Source organism: Microbispora sp. CA-135349 (assembly GCF_050947365.1).
Taxonomy (GTDB): Bacteria; Actinomycetota; Actinomycetes; order Streptosporangiales; family Streptosporangiaceae; genus Microbispora.
Genome location: NZ_CP192001.1, coordinates 7837397 through 7857290, shown reverse-complemented (window position 1 = coordinate 7857290; position 19894 = coordinate 7837397). Strand labels below are relative to the sequence as shown.

At 71.2% G+C, this 19894-nt stretch carries 9 protein-coding genes; 6 read left to right on the top strand and 3 right to left on the bottom strand.

The genetic code is table 11. From position 1 onward, the window contains the following. Positions 1–26 precede the first annotated feature (26 nt). From ACQPZZ_RS36115 to ACQPZZ_RS36090, 6 genes are all read left to right on the top strand, one after another. A complete protein-coding gene (locus ACQPZZ_RS36115; RefSeq protein WP_432926516.1) occupies positions 27–569 on the top strand; it encodes a hypothetical protein in 543 nt (180 codons plus the stop codon). A 40-nt stretch (positions 570–609) separates the two neighbouring features. Continuing rightward, positions 610–1044, top strand: a complete 435-nt coding sequence (locus tag ACQPZZ_RS36110) for an Lsr2 dimerization domain-containing protein (RefSeq protein WP_432926514.1) — start codon at positions 610–612, stop codon at positions 1042–1044. Between the two features lie 247 nt (positions 1045–1291). Next, on the top strand, positions 1292–2209 hold the full coding sequence (locus ACQPZZ_RS36105) for a TIGR03619 family F420-dependent LLM class oxidoreductase (RefSeq protein ID WP_363643680.1): 918 nt from the start codon (positions 1292–1294) through the stop codon (positions 2207–2209). A 235-nt stretch (positions 2210–2444) separates the two neighbouring features. Further along, a complete protein-coding gene (locus ACQPZZ_RS36100; RefSeq protein WP_432926511.1) occupies positions 2445–2771 on the top strand; it encodes a hypothetical protein in 327 nt (108 codons plus the stop codon). Positions 2772–3037: 266 nt separating this feature from the next. Beyond that, on the top strand, positions 3038–12466 hold the full coding sequence (locus tag ACQPZZ_RS36095; RefSeq protein WP_432926509.1) for a calcium-binding protein: 9429 nt from the start codon (positions 3038–3040) through the stop codon (positions 12464–12466). Positions 12467–12479: 13 nt separating this feature from the next. Next, on the top strand, positions 12480–14729 hold the full coding sequence (locus tag ACQPZZ_RS36090; protein WP_432926507.1) for a hypothetical protein: 2250 nt from the start codon (positions 12480–12482) through the stop codon (positions 14727–14729). A gap of 82 nt (positions 14730–14811) precedes the next feature. On the opposite strand, the gene ACQPZZ_RS36085 is transcribed toward ACQPZZ_RS36090, so the two are convergent. The 3 genes from ACQPZZ_RS36085 to ACQPZZ_RS36075 form a co-directional block, all read right to left on the bottom strand. Beyond that, positions 14812–15822, bottom strand: a complete 1011-nt coding sequence (locus ACQPZZ_RS36085) for a hypothetical protein (RefSeq protein WP_432926505.1) — start codon at positions 15820–15822, stop codon at positions 14812–14814. 292 nt (positions 15823–16114) lie between these two features. Beyond that, the gene (locus ACQPZZ_RS36080; RefSeq protein WP_432926503.1) at positions 16115–17149 is read right to left on the bottom strand and encodes a hypothetical protein; all 1035 of its coding nucleotides are present in this window, start codon (positions 17147–17149) and stop codon (positions 16115–16117) included. Positions 17150–17740: 591 nt separating this feature from the next. Beyond that, positions 17741–19243 (bottom strand): endo-1,4-beta-xylanase, encoded by a 1503-nt coding sequence (locus ACQPZZ_RS36075; protein WP_432926501.1) that lies wholly within the window; start codon positions 19241–19243, stop codon positions 17741–17743. Between the last annotated feature and the right edge of the window lie 651 nt (positions 19244–19894).

Genomic DNA, 19894 nt, shown 5'->3' with positions numbered 1-19894 from the left:
TGCCGGGGTTCTGGGATACTTCGGCGGTGTCCGAGCACCGTCCGCCGCGCGAGGTGAAAGCGCGCCGCGCCTGGCCGTGGCTGGTCCTGGCGGTGTGCGCGTCGCTCGTGCCGGCGGGGTTCGTGAACCTGACGTGGAACGGCCTTCCCACCTATCTGCCGGTTTTCTCGGTGGTGGCCATGGTCGACGGCTTGGCCGCCCGGCGGTTCTGGTTCTGGGCCCCGGATCTCATGGTCGCGGGCTGGCTGCCGCTGCTGGTCCTGGTCGCGGCCCTCCCCATCGGACCGCGGCGGTGGGCGGAACCGGTCGTGGCGGTCGCGCTCGGCGTCATGGCGGCCGTCGATCTGGTGGTGGCCGTGGACATGCTCCCGCCTGCGCTGATCACGCCGGCGGAGATCAGTGCGGGCAGTCAGCCCGACTTCACCTACGAAGGTCCGGTGACCTTCGTGCCCTTCCTGGTCGGGGCGGTCGCGTACGCCGTCGCCGCCGTGGCCCTCGTGCTCGGGTCGAGGTGGCCGGGAAGGCGGGCCGGTGGACCGGGCGCGAGTAGGATGCCACGGTCCAGTTAGACGGAGATCCACCCTGGAAGGGCTGCACGTGGCGCAGAAGGTGATTCTGGTTGACGACCTCGACCACTCCGAGGGCGAGGATGTGGCGAGACGGGAGTTCCCGCTGCTGAACCGGACCTTCGCCATCGACCTGTCCGACGCGAACCAGCAGCGGCTGAGCGAGGCTCTCGCGTTCATCGAGCAAGTGCTGGAGAACGCCCGTGAGGTGAAGCAGGCGACGCGGTCCAAGAAAGCCGCCGACACCTCCCCGCGACTGCGCGGCTACACCCTGACCGACGTCCGCGAATGGGCCCGCGAGCAGGGGCTGGACGTGCCCCCGCGCGGGAAGATGGCCGACGAGGTCATCGAGCAGTTCATCGCGGCGCACCCCGATGCCGCCCCCGAGGACGCCCCCGAGGACGCCTCCGAGGACGTCACCGGGAAGTCCGGCGCGGAGCCGGTGGAGGCGCCCGCCGAAGTGGGGGCCGGCGTCTGACCGGACGCCGGCAAGCGGTCACGCCCGGCCGGACGTCGTAACAGGCGTCCCGGCCGGGCGTTCGCTTTGTCAGTCACCCGGTCACCGCCCGGTGCTGCCGCCGCGGCGCGGGTACGTCCGCGACAGCACGGTCTCGCCTCCGTACGGGCGGCGGAAGGTCCAAGTTTTCCGCAAGTGGGTCTTTCTAGCCTCTCCGCCGACGCCCGATCAGGGCGATTCCACCACGGCGAAGTGCGAGGAGACACTCATGCGGCTCGGATACACGGTTCCCCAGTACGGCGCGTTCGCCGATCCGGATTTCATGCGGCGGGCGAGCGCGGATCTCGAGGAGATGGGCTACGACAGCCTGTGGGCGGGCGACCGCATCCTGCTGCCGCTGGCGCCCAGCGACCCGTACCCGGGAGGGGACGGGACGGTGCCCCCGGCCTTCGGGACGTTCTTCGACCCGCTCACCGCGCTGACGCTGGCCGCGGTCAGCACGCGCGAGATCCGGCTGGGAACCAGCACGCTCAACGCGCTGTGGCAGCCGCCCGTCCTGCTCGCCCGTACGCTGACCTCGCTCGACCTGCTCAGCAACGGACGGCTGGACGTCGGCATCGGCCTCGGCTGGCTGCGCGACGAGTACACCGCGACCGGTGTGCCCTGGCGGGGCAGGGGAGACCGGCTCGAAGAGACGCTCGACCTGATGGAGGCCGTCTGGACGAGTGAGGTGGTCGAGCACAAGGGCGCGCTCTGGACGGTGCCGCCGTCGCACATCGACCTCAAGCCCTGTCAGCGTCCACGTCCTCCGGTCCTGCTGGCCGGTTACACGCCGGGGGCGCTGGAGAGGGTCGGCCGGCGGGCCGACGGCTGGCTGAGCGCGGCCATGCCCATGCCCTATCTGACCGGCCTGTGGGACATGGCGCTGCGGGCCGCGTCCGGCGCGGGCCGGGACCCGTCCGCGCTGCGCATGGTGGTGCGCGTCAACCCGGAGATCACGGACGCACCGGTGCCCGCCGACCAGGTGCCGCACGCGGGAACCGTACGCCAGGTCGCCGACTACCTGCTGACCCTCGCCGAGGCCGGGGCCCACGAGGCGTTCGTCGATCTGCAGACGACGAGCTCGTCGCGTGACCAGTTCCTCGACGTCGCGCACGGGCTCGTCACCATGATGCGCGCGGGCTGAGGTCGCGACTCGGCGAAATCGGACATTGAGGGATGAAAGCGGCATAAGTGTTCGGCTGCTGCCCCCCATTCGCTAATAACGCGTTAAACACCCTTGATCACCGTTTGTCGCTCGTCTGGCCTGGAAAATATGACATCGCGGGGCAATGACCACTTAACGGTCATTAAGCGCCATTCCTGTCTATTTGGGAATGACGCACACATTAGGCAGTTGAGCCTTTAGAGGGGGACATAAAATGCCCAAGCTCAAGAAGGTCATCGCCGGACTCGCACTTTCCGCCGCGCTCGGCGGTGGCGCCCTCGCCGCGGGCGCCACGGCGGCGAGCGCGTCAACCGCCCCAACGTGCTGGGGTTGTACCAACCCGTGTACCAATGAGTTCGACAACGGGTTCAACAACACCTTCGAAAACACCAGCCTCCGGAACGACGGCTTCCGGAACGGATGCTCCCAGAACGGATGCTCCCGGAACACCTGCTCGGATCTCGACGACATCCTCTGGGACGTCTGCGTCGCCGGCCACTGCTCCGACGTGCTCCCCGCGTTGTTCGCCTGCGATTTCTAAAAATGCAGGCCTGACGTCCTGGGGAATGAACAAAACGCTTCGGGGCGGCGTTCATTCCCCAGAGCAGGGCATGGGCTCCGGCGGTTCAACCGACGGAGCCCGGACTTTTCGTGCCCCTCCGCGTCCACCGCCGTACGCGGAGGGGCGCCGTGCCCGGGCCGGGCGGGCTCGGGCGGCGCGCTGAAGCCGGCTCCAACCGGATTACAAGTCGCCCTCACTAGAACAGGTCGTCGGTATGTGATCGGCCGGTTCTGGGGGTTCTTGTGGTGTGGCGGCGATTAATCAGCGTGCTGTGCGTTCTGGGAACGCTGTGGGGGGTGCTCACCGCCCTGCCGCAGACCGCGTCGGCGGCCGAGCAGCGGGATGAGGAGACCGCCGCGCTGCTGTCCGTGGTGGAGCGCTTCGCCGCCGTCGGTGACGGCATGGCCGCGCTCGGCCCGATGGGCGAGCAGCTGCCTCTCGTCGGCCTGGTCCCCGGCGGCGAGGACGGCCTGGGTCTCGGCGACCTGTTCGACGTCGCGGTGTACGACCAGCTCAAGAATCTGACCGGCCTGTCCGGCCTGGAGGACGAGTATCCGCTCTCCGGTCCGCGTACCGGACGGTTGCTGGCGAAGGCGAGCACGCAGGGCGGCGTCAGGCGCCTCGACCTGACCCTGGAGGTGGCCAGGACGGTCGCCGGTAGGCCGATCTCCGTCAGCAGCGCCGAGCCCAGGGTCTCACTGGCGACCTCCGGGGGAGTGGACGTCACTCTGAAGCTGAGCGCGAAGCTCCCCTTCGCCTACGACCCCGCCACCAAGACGGCCTGGCTGGGCAAGGACGCCGTGGTGACCGTGCAGGCCGACGGCCGGCTGGCGGCGGGGGCCGCGCCGACGGCCGCCTTCGGCATCCTCGGCGTCGACCTGTCCCCGAGCTCGTCGCTCTCCTTCACCGCCGCGTTCACCTCCACCGCCGCCGACCCGGACGGCGACGGCAGGCTCGACCTGCGTGAGCTGGGCGCGGACGGCGCGGCGGCCGGGCTGTTCACCTTCTCCAAGAAGGGCTCGGCGACCGCCAGGCTCGCGGTCACCGCGCAGCCGTTCGCCGGGGCCCAGGTCGAGGGCGCCACCGCGACCGTCGACGTGAACTGGCCCGATCTCGCCACGGGCGGGCCGCAGGTGAGTGTGAGCCAGCCGGATCTGGCCCGGCTGAACCGTTTCCAGACGCTCACGCCGAAGGACCTGCTCGACGGGCTGACGCATCTGTCCGAGGCGATCACCGCCGTGCAGCGGGCCCGCTGGGGCGACCAGGGAGATCAGGGCGGCCAGGGCGACGTGGACCTGCCGTTCATGCGGGGTTCGCTGGCCGACGCGGTGCGCGTCTCCGAGGCCATCGACAAATTCGTCGCCGACAGCGTCGACCGGAACACCGGTCAGCCCACCTTCACCTCGATCCAGGACATGTTCGCCGCGCTCGGCAGGGCGCGGAACCTGCCCGGCGGCGCGATCATCAAGGTCGCCGACGCGGGCTACGACGACGCCACCAAGAAGATCGCCTTCACGCTCGTCGTCGACCGTCCCGTCAACGCCGCGCCCGAGCCGCTCAACCCGGCCGGACAGGCCACCAGCGGTGCGGGCGCCGGCGTCACCTACACGGCCACGACGCTCAGGCACGCCGGCCAGAAGTGGACGCCCGGAGAGTTCGCCGGCCGTACGATCACCGCGGGCACGTCGACCGGCATGGTGGCGGACAACACCGCCGACGTCGTCACGCTGACCGGTGACGGCTGGCGCGGAGGCGTGCCGGCGGCCGGGGCGGCCTACCGCGTCGCCGCCGCCGACCCGATGATCGGCCAGGTCACCTTCGGCGACACTTTCAAGGCCCGCGCGGGCCTCGCCCAGGCCAACGCGACCACCGCGGTCGCCGGGGTGATGCGCGGCTACCACGCCGCCGCCATGGTCGTGCTCGACCTGAGCGACCCGGCCACCGGGCAGGAGTGCGCGAATCGGCCGGACGGCCAGCAGAAGGCGTGCCCCTACAAGCACGTCAACCCCGACGGCAGCGCGACCGTGGTCACCGAGCTGCCCCGGCCCGCCGACCGGATCATGCTGCGTACCGGCCGTGACCTGTTCGGCGTGCGCGCGTCGGTCCTCACCTCGGTCAACGTGGACGCCGTCGTCGGCTACCTCGGCGTACGGCTCACCGGAGACCTGTCCATGAGCAGCAGGTCCGGCGGCGACGTGGTGAAGGTCGCGCTCAAGGACGCCGGGGACGTGCCGCTGACGCGGCTGTTCGAACGTCTGGCGAGCGACCCGGCCGGCATCCTCACCTCCCAGGTGGACGCCACCGCCACGGCCAGGCTGACCCTCGGCGTCCCCGGGCTGGCCGACTTCTTCGGCGGCAAGGTCACCGGCGACGTGCAGATGCCGGACGTCCGCACGCCCGGCACCGTGACCTTCCGCGGCTTCGACCAGATCGGCAAGGTCAAGGACTTCGCCTTCGACCCCGGCAACCCGCAGGCGCTGTTCGGCGCGCTGGTCAAGTCGCTGGGCGCGCTGGCCACCTATCTCGATCACGTCAAGCCCAACGGACCGGTCGGCACGGCGATGACGACGAAGCTGCCGCTCCTCGGCCGCTCGCTGTCCGACCTCGTCGCCGCCGACGAGACGGGTTCGGGCCCCGGCGTCGTGTACGGCGACGGCGCCTGTGGAAGCGAGAACGGCTTCGTCACCGACCCCTCGCGGACGTTCACCCAGGCGCACATCGGACGCGGCGTCGTGATCGGCACACGCGTCATGACCGTCGGGGCCGTCTGCGGCGAGCACACCATGGCGTTCACCGCGAAGTTCGGGCAGACCCGTCCCGAGCCGGGCACCGCGTACGCGCTGCGCTCGCCGCTCAGGGACGCGATCGACCGGCTGACCGCGGCCCCGCCGGACACCGTGCAGGCGCTGGTGGCCGAGCTGAACAAGGCGCTGGGCGGCCAGGCCCGCATCGGCTACGAGGACGGCGCGCTGCACCTGTCGCTCGCGTACGACAAGAAGGCGGCGCTGCGGGAGCCGCTGCGCTTCTCCTTCGGCGACAGCAGCCTGGTCGCCGCCTCCGGCTCGGGCACGCTCGACGCCTCGGTCGGCGGGCAGATCCGGCTGGGGCTGCGGGTGGCGCTCAAGCGCGACTTCGATCTCGCCCGCGACCTGCTCATCGACACCGACTCCGGCCTCGACCTGGAGGCGGACGCCCGGCTCGACGGCGCGATCAAGGCGAACATCGGCCCGCTGCCGGTCTCCGTCGGCAAGGCGGACGGCGACCCGATGCAGGCCAGGCTCGCGTACGGCGTGAGTCTCCGGTACGACGGCGAGGCGCAGGACGCCGTGGCGCCGGCCGACTTCTTCGCCGGGCTCGACCTGGCGCTCAACGAGACGACCGATCCGGTCACCTGCGACCGCGACCCGCGGCGCGACGAGACCGACCTCGCGCTGTGCGCGGTGCTGCCCGCCTACGTGAACGGCAGCCCGATCACCGCGGACGGCAGGCACGCGCTCGTGCTGCGTCTGCCCAGGGCCGCTCCGCTGGCGGACATGTTCGACCTGACCGCGAAGCTGCCGGGCGACATCGACCGGCTCGAGGTGCCCGAGTTCGACTTCTCCACCCTGCCCGCGGGGCTGGAGCTCGACTGGACCAACCTCGGCGACGGCATCGACCGCTACCTCACCGCCCTGGAAGCCGGCATGCGCACGGTCTCCTACGGCGGCAGGCTGCCCCTGGTCGGCGACGACCTCCAGCAGGGCGCGGACTTCGTCGGCGTCAAGCGTCAGGAGATCAAGGCGGCGATCGCCACGCTGCCGAACGGCGGCCGGGTGCCCACCGGCAAGGACCTGCGCGAGTGGTACAACGCCGAGCTGGCCCCCAAGGTCGGGCCCGGCGTGCAACCGGTGATCACCTGTGTGCAGGCACCGGAGCCCGCGGACCCCACCGCCTGTGACGCCGCCAAGGGCACCGAGCTGACCGGCGTGAAGTTCACGATGAGCATCGGCAAGGGCGTGGTCGACCCGCAGCAGGGCTGCGTGGAGGGCTGCGCGGCCCTGGAACGGCAGCTGGACATCGGCGTTCCCGGTCTCGCGCTGCGTCAGGGCCCGGGCAAGGGTGTGCGGGCCGAGCTCGGCTGGCACGTGGACGTGACCGTGGGCCTCGACCGCGTCAACGGCTTCTACATCGACGCGACACCCGACAAGCGGCCGCAGGCCACCGTGGGCGTGAACGTGTCGCTGCCCGACGAGATCAACGCCAAGCTGTCCATCCTCGACGTCACCGTGAAGAACCGCTCGCCGCAGTCTCCCGACCTGTTCGCGGGCACTTTCACCGTCGGGCTCAAGCCGGTCGGCAAGATCGGGCTCTCCCAGCTCGCCGACGCCTCCGACCTGGTGGAGACGTCGCTGCACGCCAACGCGGCCGTCGACTGGCGTTTCACCGTGACGCCCGGATCGCCGATGCTGCCGGGGCTGTTCGGCGACTTCCACCTGGCCTGGGACCTCACCAAGGGCGGCTCTCCCGACCCCGCCAACCTGTCCATCGCCTTCACCGACGTGAACCTGGAGGCCGGCGACTTCTTCCGTACGGTCCTCGGACCGGTGGTGACGCAGGTCAAGCGGGTCACCGACCCGGTGCGGCCGGTCGTCGACCAGCTGTACGCGCCCATCCCGGTGCTGTCGGACCTGAGCAGGGCCGCGGGCGGCGGCGACGTGAACCTGATGACGATCGCCAAGAAGTTCAACACCCTCGGCGGCAACAGCACGACCCAGTTCATCGAGCGGATGATCGAGATCACCAAGCTGGTGACCTCGCTGCCCGACTGCCGGGGCGAGCTGCACATCCCCATCGGCAGCTTCACCGTGGCCGGTGACAGGGCGCTCACCACGGAGAACTCGCCGGACGTGGCGGACTCGCTGATCGCGGACGTGGCGCCCAAGACGGACGACCTGTTCGCGGCGCTCGACCAGGGCGCCAGGACCTGTGACAAGGGCAAGGCCGCCACCGCCGCGAAGGCCGCGGCGGACGCGCAGGGCCCGATGCAGCAGTCGGCCAAGGCCGGTTTCAGCTTCCCGGTGCTGGAGAACGCCGGGCGGTCGGTCTTCAGCCTGCTCATGGGCAAGGACGTCGAGCTGGTCGCCTTCGACTCCGGTCCGCTGCGGCTGGGCTTCACCTACAGCCAGTCGTTCGGCCCGGTCTACGCGCCGCCGCCCATCATGGTCGTCATCTCCGGCACCGCCGGGGTGGAGGCGCGGATCAGGGCGGGCTTCGACACCTACGGCATTCGCAAGGCCATCGAGCAGGGCAAGGCCGACCTGCAGATCCTCGACAGCCTCTACCTGAAGACCACCGACGAGCGGGGCCGCCCGCTGCCGGCGATCAGCCTGTACGGAACGCTGGAGGCGGGAGCCGGAGTCGATCTGCTGCTCGTCAAGGCGGGCGTGAGCGGGGGCATCGCCCTGGGGATCTCGATGCTCTGGGCCGACCCGACCAACGACGGCAAGTTCAGGTTCTTCGAGTTCGCGGGCGTCCTGCTCCGCAACCCGCTGTGCCTGTTCACCATGGAGGGCAAGCTCAAGGTCTATCTCAAGGCCTGGGTGGAGATCGGCCTCTCGATCTTCAAGAAGCGGTTCGACTGGACGATCGTCGAGGCCACGCTGCTCGACTTCTCGGCCAAGCCGAAGTGCGACGAGGCCCCGCCCAAGCTCGCCACGGTCAGCGGCGACGCGCTGGTGCTGCACATCGGCCCGATGCGCGCGGCCAGAGGCGGCAGCACGGCCAAGCCGGGCGACGACGCCGAGCGGTGGACGGTCACCCAGCTCCCCGGCGACGAGGGATTCGTCGTCAACGCCCTCGGCGTCCGCGAGGAGCACCACACTGCCGGCCTCGACCGGGTGCTGGCCGACGGCCGCGGCGCCAAGGGCGGCCTCACGCTCGTCTTCCAGGGATACGCCGACGACTCGGGCGCGCCGTACCCGTTCGACCGGAAGATCGTCGCCTTCGGCGGCGACGGCGACGACATGATCCTCGCCGGCGCCGGCCGGAACGTGATCGACGGCGGCAAGGGCGACGACCAGATCACCAGCACCGACTCCTACCACGAGCAGGGCGGACCGGCGCCGATCGTGGCCGGCGGCCCCGGCGACGACTACCTGACGATCGGCGGCGCGGGCGGCTGGGTGGCCGGTGACGGCCACCTCACCCCCGCCACCCGGAAGGTCGGCACGGCCGAGGTGGCCGACTGGACGGCCGACGGTCTGCCCGGAGCGCCGGCCGACGGGCCGGACGACGGCGACGACCGGATCACCGCCGGGCTCGGCGAGAACCGGCTGTACGGCAACGGGGGGAACGACACCATCGGCGTCGCCTCCGACAGTCCCCTCGCCGCGACCGACCCGTCGCCCCGTTACCGCGCCCAGCCGAGCCTGCTGGTCGGCGGGCCCGGCGCCGACACCCTCACCGGGGGATCGGCCGCCGACGAGATCCACACCGGTCCGCGGGAGGAGTTCGGGCCCGACGCGTCGGGCCCGGCCGACTCGGGGCCGAACTACGTCGACACCGGCGCGGGCGCCGACAGGGTGTACGGCGGTCAGGCCGTCGACCTGGTCGCCGGGCACTCCCGCCCAGGAGAGACCGCACGGATCCTCGGCGGCGGCGGTGAGGACGTCCTCGCGGGCGGCCACGGCAAGGACGAGATCTTCGGCGGCCCCGGCGACGACTGGGTGATCGCCGAGCCGTCCGACGTGAGCGAGGCCGAGGGCCGCGACGACTACGGCCCGGCCAGGCGGGTGAGGCACCTGCCGCTGCCCGCGGGCGTGCAGCCCTCGGCCAAGCTGCTGGTCGGCGGCGACGGCGACGACCACATCGTGGGCGGCGACGGCGGCGCCACGATCTTCGGCGACAAACTGCGCGACGAGCCCTGCGCGGATGCCGGCGCGGACGGCGACGGCCGTGACCTCGTCCTCGGCGGCGCCGGCACGGAGACCGTCTCGGCCGGCGGGAAAGCCGACCGGGTCGAGGCGGGCGGCGGCAAGGACCGCGTCTGCGGCGAGAAGGGCGACGACGTCCTGTACGGCGGCGCGGGCGACGACGACGTCAGCGGCGGTTCCGGCGACGACATCGCCTACGGCGACGACGGAGCCGACGAGGTGACCGGCGGGCCGGGCGACGACACCCTGTACGGCGGGGCCCAGGACGACGTGGTCGTCGGCGAGGCCGGCGAGGACACCGCGTTCGGCGGCGACGGCGACGACCTGCTCGTCGGCGGCAGCCGTACGGCGGGCGGCGACGACGCGGGCGACACGCTCTACGGCGACACCGGGGCCGACCGCCTCGTGGGTGACAACGGAGATGCCGACGGCTCCTTCGACCTGGACGGGACGCCGGAGGAGGCCGGCGGGCCCGACGTGATCCACGGCGGCGACGGCGTCGACACCGCCTTCGGCGGCATCGGGGCCGACGAGGTGCACGGCGACGCCGGTGACGACCACCTGGAGGGCGGCAACGGCGCCGACCGGGTCTTCGGCGAGGCCGGGGAGGACGAGCTCGTCGGCGGCGGCTCCGGGCCGCACCCCGACGCGGGCGACACCCTGCTCGGCGGGGACGGACCGGACGTGATCGCCGGTGACAACGCCGTGCTGAGCACGACCGGCACGGCCACCCCCGTCGCCGTACGGCCCGGCCAGGCGCACACCCACCGGGTGGAGCCGCTCGCGGGCGGCTCCGGCGCGGACGTCGCCGACGGCGGCACGGGCAACGACGCGATCTTCGGCCAGGGCGGCGCCGACCGGCTCCGCGGCCAGGAGGGGAACGACTACGCCGAGGGCGGCGCGGGCGTCGACTGGGTCGAGGGCGACCAGGGCGACGACGACATCGTGGGCGGCTCGCACGTCGCGGCGGACGACGCCGCCGACGCGTTGTTCGGCGGCCCCGGCGACGACGTCGTCGCGGGCGACAACGCCGTGGTGACACTGGCGGGCACGCCCACGCGGGCCACGGTCCGCCTCGGTTCGGCCGGTGCGCCGATGACCCCGCGGGCGGTCGAGCTCCTCGGCGAAGGCTCGGGCGACGACCGCGTCTCCGGCGGTTCGGGCGTCGACGTGCTGTGGGGACAGGACGGCGACGACTACATCTCCGGCGGCGGCCAGGGCGACTACGCCGAGGGCGGCGGCGGCGCGGACCAGATCCGCGGCGACCTCCCGCTGTCGGCCGAGTCCACCCAGACCGAGAGCAAGCCGCTCGCCGACCCCGGCTGGAAGGGCGTCGCCAGCACGCCCGCCGAACTGGAGGGCGACGACGCCACTCCCGGCCAGGACGACCTGATCGGCGGGTCGGCAAAGCCGGGCGCGGCCGACAAGGGCGACGCCATCGAGGGCGGCGGCGCGGCCGACGTGCTGCTCGGCGACAACGGCTCGCTCGTCCGCACGCTGACCGGGAACGCCGAGCGCGTCTACACCGAGCGCTACCCGGCGGGCCAGGCGCCCGCGGACGCGACGCGCAGCCGTGCGCACGACCCGGCCCTGCCCGGCGACTCCACCCGGTTCTGCACGCAGGCCCAGCCGACGTGCGAGCCTGAGGGCTCATTCGGCGCCGATCGCCTGTACGGCGACGCGGGCGACGACGGGCTGTGGGGACAGGACGGCGACGACCGTCTGTACGGCGGCGCGGGCGACGACGACATGTTCGGCGAGCTCGGCGACGACGAGATGGACGGCGGCGCGGGCGAGGACGCCATGCTGGGCGACCGGGGTGGCGTGGTGAACGAGCGCATCGACGCGGGCGACGCCCAGCGGCTCGGCTTCACCGTCAGCCTCAACGCCCCGCCGAAGGAGACCTACCGGGGCTTCCCGGCCGGCTCCTACGACCGCCGTACCGACCTGCTGCACGACGCGGACGGCGACACCTGGGTCACCTCGGCGATGGCGCACGACGGTTTCGCCAAGGGCGGCGACGACCGCATGCGCGGCGGGCCGGGCCGCGACAGCATGCACGGCGGCGCGGGCGACGACCTGATCAACGGCGACAGCGGCGGCGACGAGGTATTCGGCGACGACGGCGCGGACGTCATCTGGGGCGGCAAGGGCTGCGACCCCGTCCTGGACGCGGCGACCGCCGACTGCCTCGGCGGCGGCGCGTTCGACCCGGCCGCCCGGGGCACCGGTGACCGCTTCGTCGACCACGTCTTCGGCGGCGCCGGAGCGGACCTGCTCGACTACAACCCGCGTGGTTCCTACCCCGGCGACTGTGCCCCCGGCCGCATGCCCGAGGGCACGCTCACCACCGTCGTCGACCCGTGCCTGTGGTTCCGGATGACGGACAAGGACAACGCGTCCGCCGCCGACGACCAGCACCACCAGGGCGTCGACTGGCAGTACGGCGGTGCGGACCGCGACGTACTGCAGGGCGACCGCACCGCGAACGGGCCCAACCCGGGCGACAAGATGATCGACTGGAACGGCTCGTTCAACCTCTACACCCACTGCGGTCCGGCCAACGGCGGGCACAACATCGTCCGCCAGCACTCGCCCGCGATGCTCGACTTCCTGGCCAAGGTGGCCTGGGGCGCCGGCGCGGGCCGCGCGCTGAACGACCCCTCGGCCCAGCGCGAGCTGGCGATCCCCACCGGCGACAGCGGCTCGCCCTACCCCACCTCACCCGGACACTTCGACTCGCCCGTCGCCTGCGCGGGCTGATCAGGAGAAATGGATGTTACGCCGACTGGCGGCGGCCGCCCTGGCCGCCGCAGGACTGGCCGCGGCGGGACTCGCCGCGGCCCCGGCCCACGCGGCCCCCGCGAAGCCGCCCTCGTGCGATCCGGGGTACTGCTTCACCGTCGACGTGAAGCTCGACCGCGCCCCGGCCGTGGGACAGACCGCGACGCTCACGGTGGAGGTCACCGCGAAGGAGGACCTGCCGGACGCCACGACGATCATCGAGTTGCCGGAGACGCTGCGCTGGGTGCGCCCGCCCGCCGGGCTTTCCCACGCCGCGGCGGCGATCGGCCGCAGTCCCGTGGACCGCGCGAGCCGTACGGAACGTGCCCGGCGCGGCAGGCCGGTCCGGTACGAGGGCGTGGTCACCGCGGTCGCCCCCGGGCCCGCCTCGATCCGCGTCCAGGCGCGGGACGGACGGCCCGGCCCGGGCAGTGAGGGGCTCGCCTACCTCACGATCGGGGAGCGGTCGTCCGTGTTCGGCCGGACGCGCGACGACCGGCAGCCGCTCCCGCGGCCGCAGGCGCCCCTGACCGCCCTCGCCGGCGACACCTGCGTGCACGGGCGCGTCACGCACGTCAAGGCGGAGGACGGCGCCGTCAGGGGCGTGCCCAAAGTCACCGTGGAGGCGTGGGACAAGGACTCCGAAAGGAGCAACCTGCTCGGGCAGGTCCTGACCGACGACGCGGGGGACTACAAGGTGTGCTTCCCCGGGACCGACGAAGACGGCGGCGCGCAGGACGTCTATCTCCAGGTGCACACCGTCAGCCCGCTGTGGAAGGTGGTGGAGCCGGGCGCCGGCGACGATCTGTTCTACTTCGACTACAGCACCGTGGTGAACGACGTGCCCAAGGGCACCGACACCACGACCATCGACTACGCGGCCAAGCCCGGCGACGAGATGGAGGGCGCGTTACGGATCCTCACCGCCGCCTACGACACGTGGAAGGCGTACACCCGATGGCTGAACCAGCCGGGTGACGACTGCTGGAAGCCGGGCGAGGCCGCCTGCCGGCAGGTGGTCGTGAAGTGGGCCCCCGACCAGGTCCTCGCGCACTCGTACTACTGCCCGGCCGTCATCACCGGTGATTGCGACGCCCGTTTCCAGATCCACCTGAGCGCCTCGGCCCACCTGCAGAAGATGACGGTCGCCCACGAGCTCGGGCACTTCATCATGGACTACACCCACGGCCGCATGCCGCCCTACGGCTCCTCCTGCAACGACCACTACCTCAAGACCTCGGAGACCCCGGCCTGCGCCTGGTCCGAGGGGTGGGCCGACTGGGTCGCCGTTCAGACGTACGACGACACGCACTACCGGTGGGGCCCTACCGACACCCCGGTCGACGTCGAGAGCCCGACCTGGTTCACCGCGGGCTGGGACAACGGGTCCGACGTCGAGGGACGTGTGGCCGGCGCCCTCCTCGACCTGGCCGACTCCGGCACCCGAGACGAGAAGTACTGGGACGTCGCGGGGATCGGCCCCGCGGGGGTCGTGGCCGCCTTCAGGAAGGCGCCCGCCGACGACATCGACCAGTTCCTGAAGGGGCTGAGCCCCCAGGACCAGGCTCTCGCGGAGCCCGTGCTGTTCCAGAACACCATCCGCGACAAGCGCTACGAGGACGTCTTCGACCGGAAGACGGCGCACTTCCCCGCCAACGTCCCGCTGGTGCCGGTCTTCCCCGCCACGACCGGCAAGTGGTCCGTGGTGGCGGCCGTCTCCGCCGCGGGCGGCGCGAACGTCGACCTCGACGTCTATCCCGTCGGCGGCGGCGGCCAGGCCGTCTCCAGTTCGGACGCGACCGCGGCGAACCCGGACTTCGTCGTCGTGCAGGCCGCCTCGTACGACGACGCCTACGTGGCGAGCGTCCCCTCGGACGTCGACTCCCAGGAGTACGCGCTGGAGGTGGCCGAGGCGCCCGACGGCGACCTCGTGAAGGGCACTCCCCAGGAAATCACGATGGCCGCCGACCGGCTGGCCGAGATCCGTACGGCCCGGATCGAGCAGGGCGCGCCCGCGACGTTCACCGTCACGCCCCGCAACGGGCAGGACGTCGACCTGTTCGTGCTGACGCCGAACTCCGGCGCGTGGGGCCTTTCGCGTGCGAAGGCCGCCCGTTCCATCGGCGGAGGGCCGGGCAAGGCGGAACGTGTGACCATCGCGGACCCGAAGGTCTCCGGCGTCTACGCGGTCGTCGTCGTCAGGAAGAGCGGCGCGGGAAACCTCACCCTCGCCCGCACCTGACCGGCCGCACACCCGCGGCGGCGGCCTTCCCGGTATGGTCCGGGAAGGCCGCCGAGACGTCGTACACGTGCCCGTGCGGCCGTCACAGAGGCGAGAGCCGATCGAGCAGTTCCTCGACGCGGTCCCAGCCGGCGACGGCATCGCGCGCCGGAACGCTCGGATAGGCCGTGGTGAGAGTCTTCGGGGTGAGGGCCCGCAGGGACGCGAGGCAGGACGCGGCCAGCGACTCGTGACCCCGATGCCGCATGGGGTCGAGGTTGAAGCAGAGGACCGCGTCCAACGGGTAGAGCTGCACTATCCGCAGGCCGCTCTGGCTCAGGACACGGACACCGCTCGGTGCGTTCTGCAGCGTACGTCCCTGCTGCCGCGCCCACTGTTCGAGCCGTTCCCACAGCGCGCGGACATGGTCGTCGGCGTTCTGCCGCATTTCCTGAAGGTTGGGCCGCTGCGGGGTGGTCTTCACGGATGCGGCGGCGGTGCGTCCGTAAACGACCGGAACAAGCGTCTTTCCCGGGTAGCCCTCCGCGAGGTACTGCTTGACCTCCACCGCGAGTACCTCCGCGGGATTCATCTGCTCGTTGAGGAATTCCACGATCCGGCGAAGCTCGTCGGGGATGACGTCGGCGACGAAAACCATGCGTATCCGGCCGGTGCGCAGATTCTCCGCGACCTTGGTGAAGAACTCCTCCACAGTGATCATCGCGTCGCCGCAGAGCCGGCTGATGGCGTCCTGCGGGTCCTGGCCGACGTCGCGCTGCGTCTGCTCGAAGTGCACGCGTAGGTCCTGCAAGGGCCAGTACCGCACTCCGTTGGCGGCGTAGTCGAGCATCTGGCCGACGACTTCACGGCGCACCCGGGTGTCGCTCGACCGCTTCACCTCGACCAGAGTGGGAACGCCGTCCTGGTCGACGAAAAGATGGTCCACACTCCAGCGGCCGGCGCCGCCGTCGCGGTCGGGAACGCCGAACTCGCGCCGTACCAGCAGCCAGCGGCGAGGAACATCGGGTGTCATCTGCCCACCGGCGAGCAGGTCGGGGTGGGTGGCGAGTAACTCCTGCAGCACATCTTCGGCTTCGTACGGCGCTACGCGCATCGCAACAAGGCCGTTCTTCTCGTCGATTTGGAAAAGCCCGTCGCTACTGATTTCCCTCTCCCGTCAGAGATTTCCGTCGCATCGCTGACCATGCTAGGGACCGCCGGTGACGGCTCGACGGATTCGCGGGTGATTCGTACGGCCGCAGCGGGACGGCGAACCGATCAGCGGACGCCCCGGGACCGCACCGGGCACGCCGCCGCCGGACGTGACGAAGCGGGCCGTGTGACCGTCCGTTCGGGAACAGCGACAGGCCGGCCCTCGCCGAGAGGTGAGGGCCGGCCGGGGCGGATCAGGAATTGGGAGCCGGGGTCGGTGTGTCCGTGGGCGTCGGCGACGGCTCGGGAACGGGAGCCGTGGTCTCGGTCGGGGGCGTGGTCTCGGTGGGGGGCGTGGTCGGAACGGATGTCTCGGCCGGCGGCTCGGTGGGGGTGAGCGTCGGCGTCGGACAGGGCTCGGGGGTGCGCCAGGCGGGCTTGCCCGAGCGCCACTTCAGGGTGTGCGGAGCGCTCTTGCCGAAGTACCACAGCCGCTTGCTCGGCCGCGAGAGGTCGAAGACGTAGGCGGCCGTCGCCGTCTCCCCCTGAGGGGCGGCGGGCGTCGTCTCCTCGGTCTGCGGCAGGCCGGAGTTCGTTCCGCCCGGCGACGCGGGGGCCGTCGAGGCCTCGCCGGGAACAGGGGTGCCTTCGGGAGTCGTGGGTGTGCTTTCGGTGGGCGTGCCCTCGGGTGTGCCCGAGGAAGGAGCCGGAACGCCTGTGGGCGTCGGCGTGGTTTCGGGAGTCGTGCCGGTCGGGAGCGGGGCGGGGATCTGCGGCGTGGGGCTCTGCGGGACGGGACTCTCCGGGCTCTGCGGGGTGGGGGTCGCCGTGCCGGGCTGAGCGGCCGCGATCACCGAGACCCAGGCGTCCTGCCGGACCTCGCCACCGCGACGGGCGGTGAACACCTTGGAGTCGCCGATCGCGTACGACCGCTCGAAGCCGTCCTGGCTGCGGACGGTGATCGAGCCCTCCGCCACGGCGACGGCCTGCCCGGTCTGGGTGAACACCGTGACGGTGCCGCACCCGTCCTTGGCCGGCACGACCACTTCGCCGTGCAGCGCGCCGAGGAACGGACCCACCAGGGGCACCTCCTCGGCGGCGGGAGCGGAGGTGGGCGTCGGCGTGGGGAAGCCGGTGGCGGTCTCCGCCGGGCCGGCCGTCGGCGTGATCGTCACCGTGGCCGTCACGACAGGGTCCGAAGTCTCGGCCGGCGGGGTGACGGGGGTGGCGGCGGAGGCCGCCGTCGCTCCGGCACCGCCGGTGAGCACGAACGCGGTCGCGAGGATCATGGGATGGGAGATGCGCCGGCGTGGCCCACCCGCTCCGGACGACAGTCCTTTCCGCGGGCGGTGGGGGTTGGTCGGCATCACCGTTCCTCCGTATCGTTCGGTCCTATGGTCTCCGCCGAACACGGCGGCGGTCGTACCGGAGCGGTCTGCCCCGGTGCCCGGCTGAAGCGACTGGCCAATTTGTTGCCAAACCGTGTCACTTCCGAGGGATTGTGGAGACCTTCCCCATATAGGCCGAGTCCATGCGTAGCGAATCTGCCGCCGCGTCCGATCCGGCCGCCTTTCGGCAGGTCGCAAGGGATGAACTGATTTCAGATTCGGTGACCATCTGAGGCGTCGGCCCGGTGGGCGCCGTGGGGCCCCTGACGGCCGACGCGGGCCGGACACCAGGATCGACGCGGAGTCTCGGCAGGCGGTGGCGCTGAGGGAGTCGGACGGCGGGACGCGCAGACGGCGACGGCCTCCGGTGTGGCGGATCGCGCCACACCGGAGGCCGGTGAGAATCAGAGCGTGAGGTTGATCCGGAGCGGTGGGGTCATCCGCCGCTCCGGCGGGACCGGCGCCGGGTGAGGGGCGCCGGCCGGGACCGGGTTACCTCGACCAGGTCCACTTCTGGTTGTTGCCGCCGTGGCAGGAGTAGAGCTGGAGCTGGGTGCCGTTGCCGGTGCCCTGTCCGACGGCGTCGAGGCACAGCCCCGACTGGACGCCCTGGATGCTGCCGTCGGAGTTGACGCGCCACTTCTGGTTGTCGCCGCCCCAGCAGGAGTAGATCTGGATCTTGGCGCCGTTGCCGGTGCCGGCCGCGTCGAGGCACTTGTTGCCGTACACGCGGATCTCGCCGGCAGAGGTGGAGCTCCAGGTCTGGTTGCTCTGGCCGTTGCAGTCATAGAGCTGGATCGCGGTGCCGTCCGCGGTGCTCGCGTTGGGCACGTCCAGGCACCGCCCGGAGCCGACACCCTTGATGGGCCCGCTACCGTTCCCACCACCGGGGGAGGGGGAGGTGCCCGGGCTGGGCGAGGTGCCGGGGCTGGGCGAGGTGCCGGGGCTGGGCGAGGTGTTCGGCGTGGCGGAGTTGAGGGCGTTCAGCACCGAGTTGTAAGCGGCCTTCTTGTTGCCGTTGCTGTCGAACAGCAGCGGGGTGGTGTTCGCACCGAGCCAGGAGTCGCTGTCGCGCACGCCCCACACGGTGATGCCGATGCAGCGGGGGACGGCCAGGCAGTCGTTGACCACGTTGGCGTAGGTCTGGGCCGAGCCGCCCTGGATGTCCAGCTCGGTGATGGCGACGTCCACGCCGAGGGCGGCGAACTGGGAGATGGTGGTGCGGTAGTTGCTGTTGTACGCGCTCTGGCTGTTGAAGTGCGACTGCAGGCCGACGCAGTCGATCGGCACGCCACGGGCCTTGAAGTCCTTGACCATGTTGTAGACGCCCTGCGTCTTGGCCCAGGTCCAGTTGTCGATGTTGTAGTCGTTGTAGCACAGCTTGGCGGACGGGTCGGCCGCGCGCGCGGTGCGGAAGGCGACCTCGATCCAGTCGTTGCCGGTGGCCTGGAGGTTGGACTGGCGGCGTCCGCCGTTGTTGTCGTCGTAGGCCTCGTTGACCACGTCCCAGTAGGGGATCTTGCCCTTGTAGTGGGACAGAACGCCGTTGATGTGGTTGATCATCGCCTGGCGCAGCGCGCTGCCGGACAGGTTCCGCATCCAGTTGGGCTGCTGGTTGTGCCAGGCCAGGGTGTGGCCGCGCATCCTCTTGCCGTTCTGCGTCGCCCAGTTGTAGATGCGGTCACCGGAGCTGAAGTTGAACTGGTTCTGGTTCGGCTCGGTGGCGTCGATCTTCATTTCGTTCTCGGCCGTGATCATGTCGAACTCACGGTTCGCGATGCCGGTGTAGGTCCCGTCACCAAGCTTGCCGCTCGCGATGGCGGTGCCGAAGTAGCGGCCGCTCTGCTGGGCCGCGGCGGCCAAGGTGCTGCCCGCGGCGTCGGCGGGGATCGACACCGCCACCAGCGCCGAGGCCGCGCCGAGTACGCCGAGGGCGCCGGCGACCAGGGCCCGGCGCAGCCGGGTTCCGGACGGGGGTAAGGCGTTTGCGCCCATGCCTGAGCCTCCATAAAGGAACGTACGGAAAGGGGGGAAGACACGGGGAAATCCCGTGGAACCGACGCCGCGCCCCATGTTGGGAACGCACACCACGAAGGCGTCGTAAACGGCGGCCCCTGCAAGTGCACCACCACCGGGCAGGGGACCGCCTTGGGGACTCAGTGTGGGAACCACGCCGAAATGTGTCAAGAGTGTTTTGAAAAGTTTCGGCTTCCCTGGGTCCCGAGCTCGTCTCACGCATGGTGTCGTAGCTCGAAACATTGCGGTGATGACGTTGGGCGATAGCGTGACGAGGGTTGTGGCGACGCCGAATGAGGCGGCAGATGATGAAAATTTCACGCAATGTGCCGGGTGTCGAGGTGCGCCGGCCTGAACGGCCCAGATGGCGCGCTTCGCCTCACGTGGGCCGGCCCGGCGGGCAACGCGGCCATTGACAGCGTGTCCCGGCCTCGTGTTTGCTCCGCCCACCACCACCTCCACCTGGCGATGGAGAGGCGATAGTGATCGGCAGTGCACTTGTGAGCGTTAACAACCGCGGCCCGACTCGTGTGCCGTCGGCGACCGGGGTGCCGTACGGCCAGGGGACAGACACCGCGTCCGCATGGTCCCGCCCACTCGGTCGCCGATCTCTCGACGGGTGATCCTCTG

Coding starts and splice junctions, on each gene's coding strand:
- ACQPZZ_RS36105 (WP_363643680.1), top strand. CDS start 1,292: ATGCGGCTCGGATACACGGTTCCCCAGTACGGCGCGTTCGCCGATCCG.
- ACQPZZ_RS36100 (WP_432926511.1), top strand. CDS start 2,445: ATGCCCAAGCTCAAGAAGGTCATCGCCGGACTCGCACTTTCCGCCGCG.
- ACQPZZ_RS36090 (WP_432926507.1), top strand. CDS start 12,480: ATGTTACGCCGACTGGCGGCGGCCGCCCTGGCCGCCGCAGGACTGGCC.
- ACQPZZ_RS36085 (WP_432926505.1), bottom strand. CDS start 15,822: ATGCGCGTAGCGCCGTACGAAGCCGAAGATGTGCTGCAGGAGTTACTC.
- ACQPZZ_RS36080 (WP_432926503.1), bottom strand. CDS start 17,149: ATGATCCTCGCGACCGCGTTCGTGCTCACCGGCGGTGCCGGAGCGACG.
- ACQPZZ_RS36075 (WP_432926501.1), bottom strand. CDS start 19,243: ATGGGCGCAAACGCCTTACCCCCGTCCGGAACCCGGCTGCGCCGGGCC.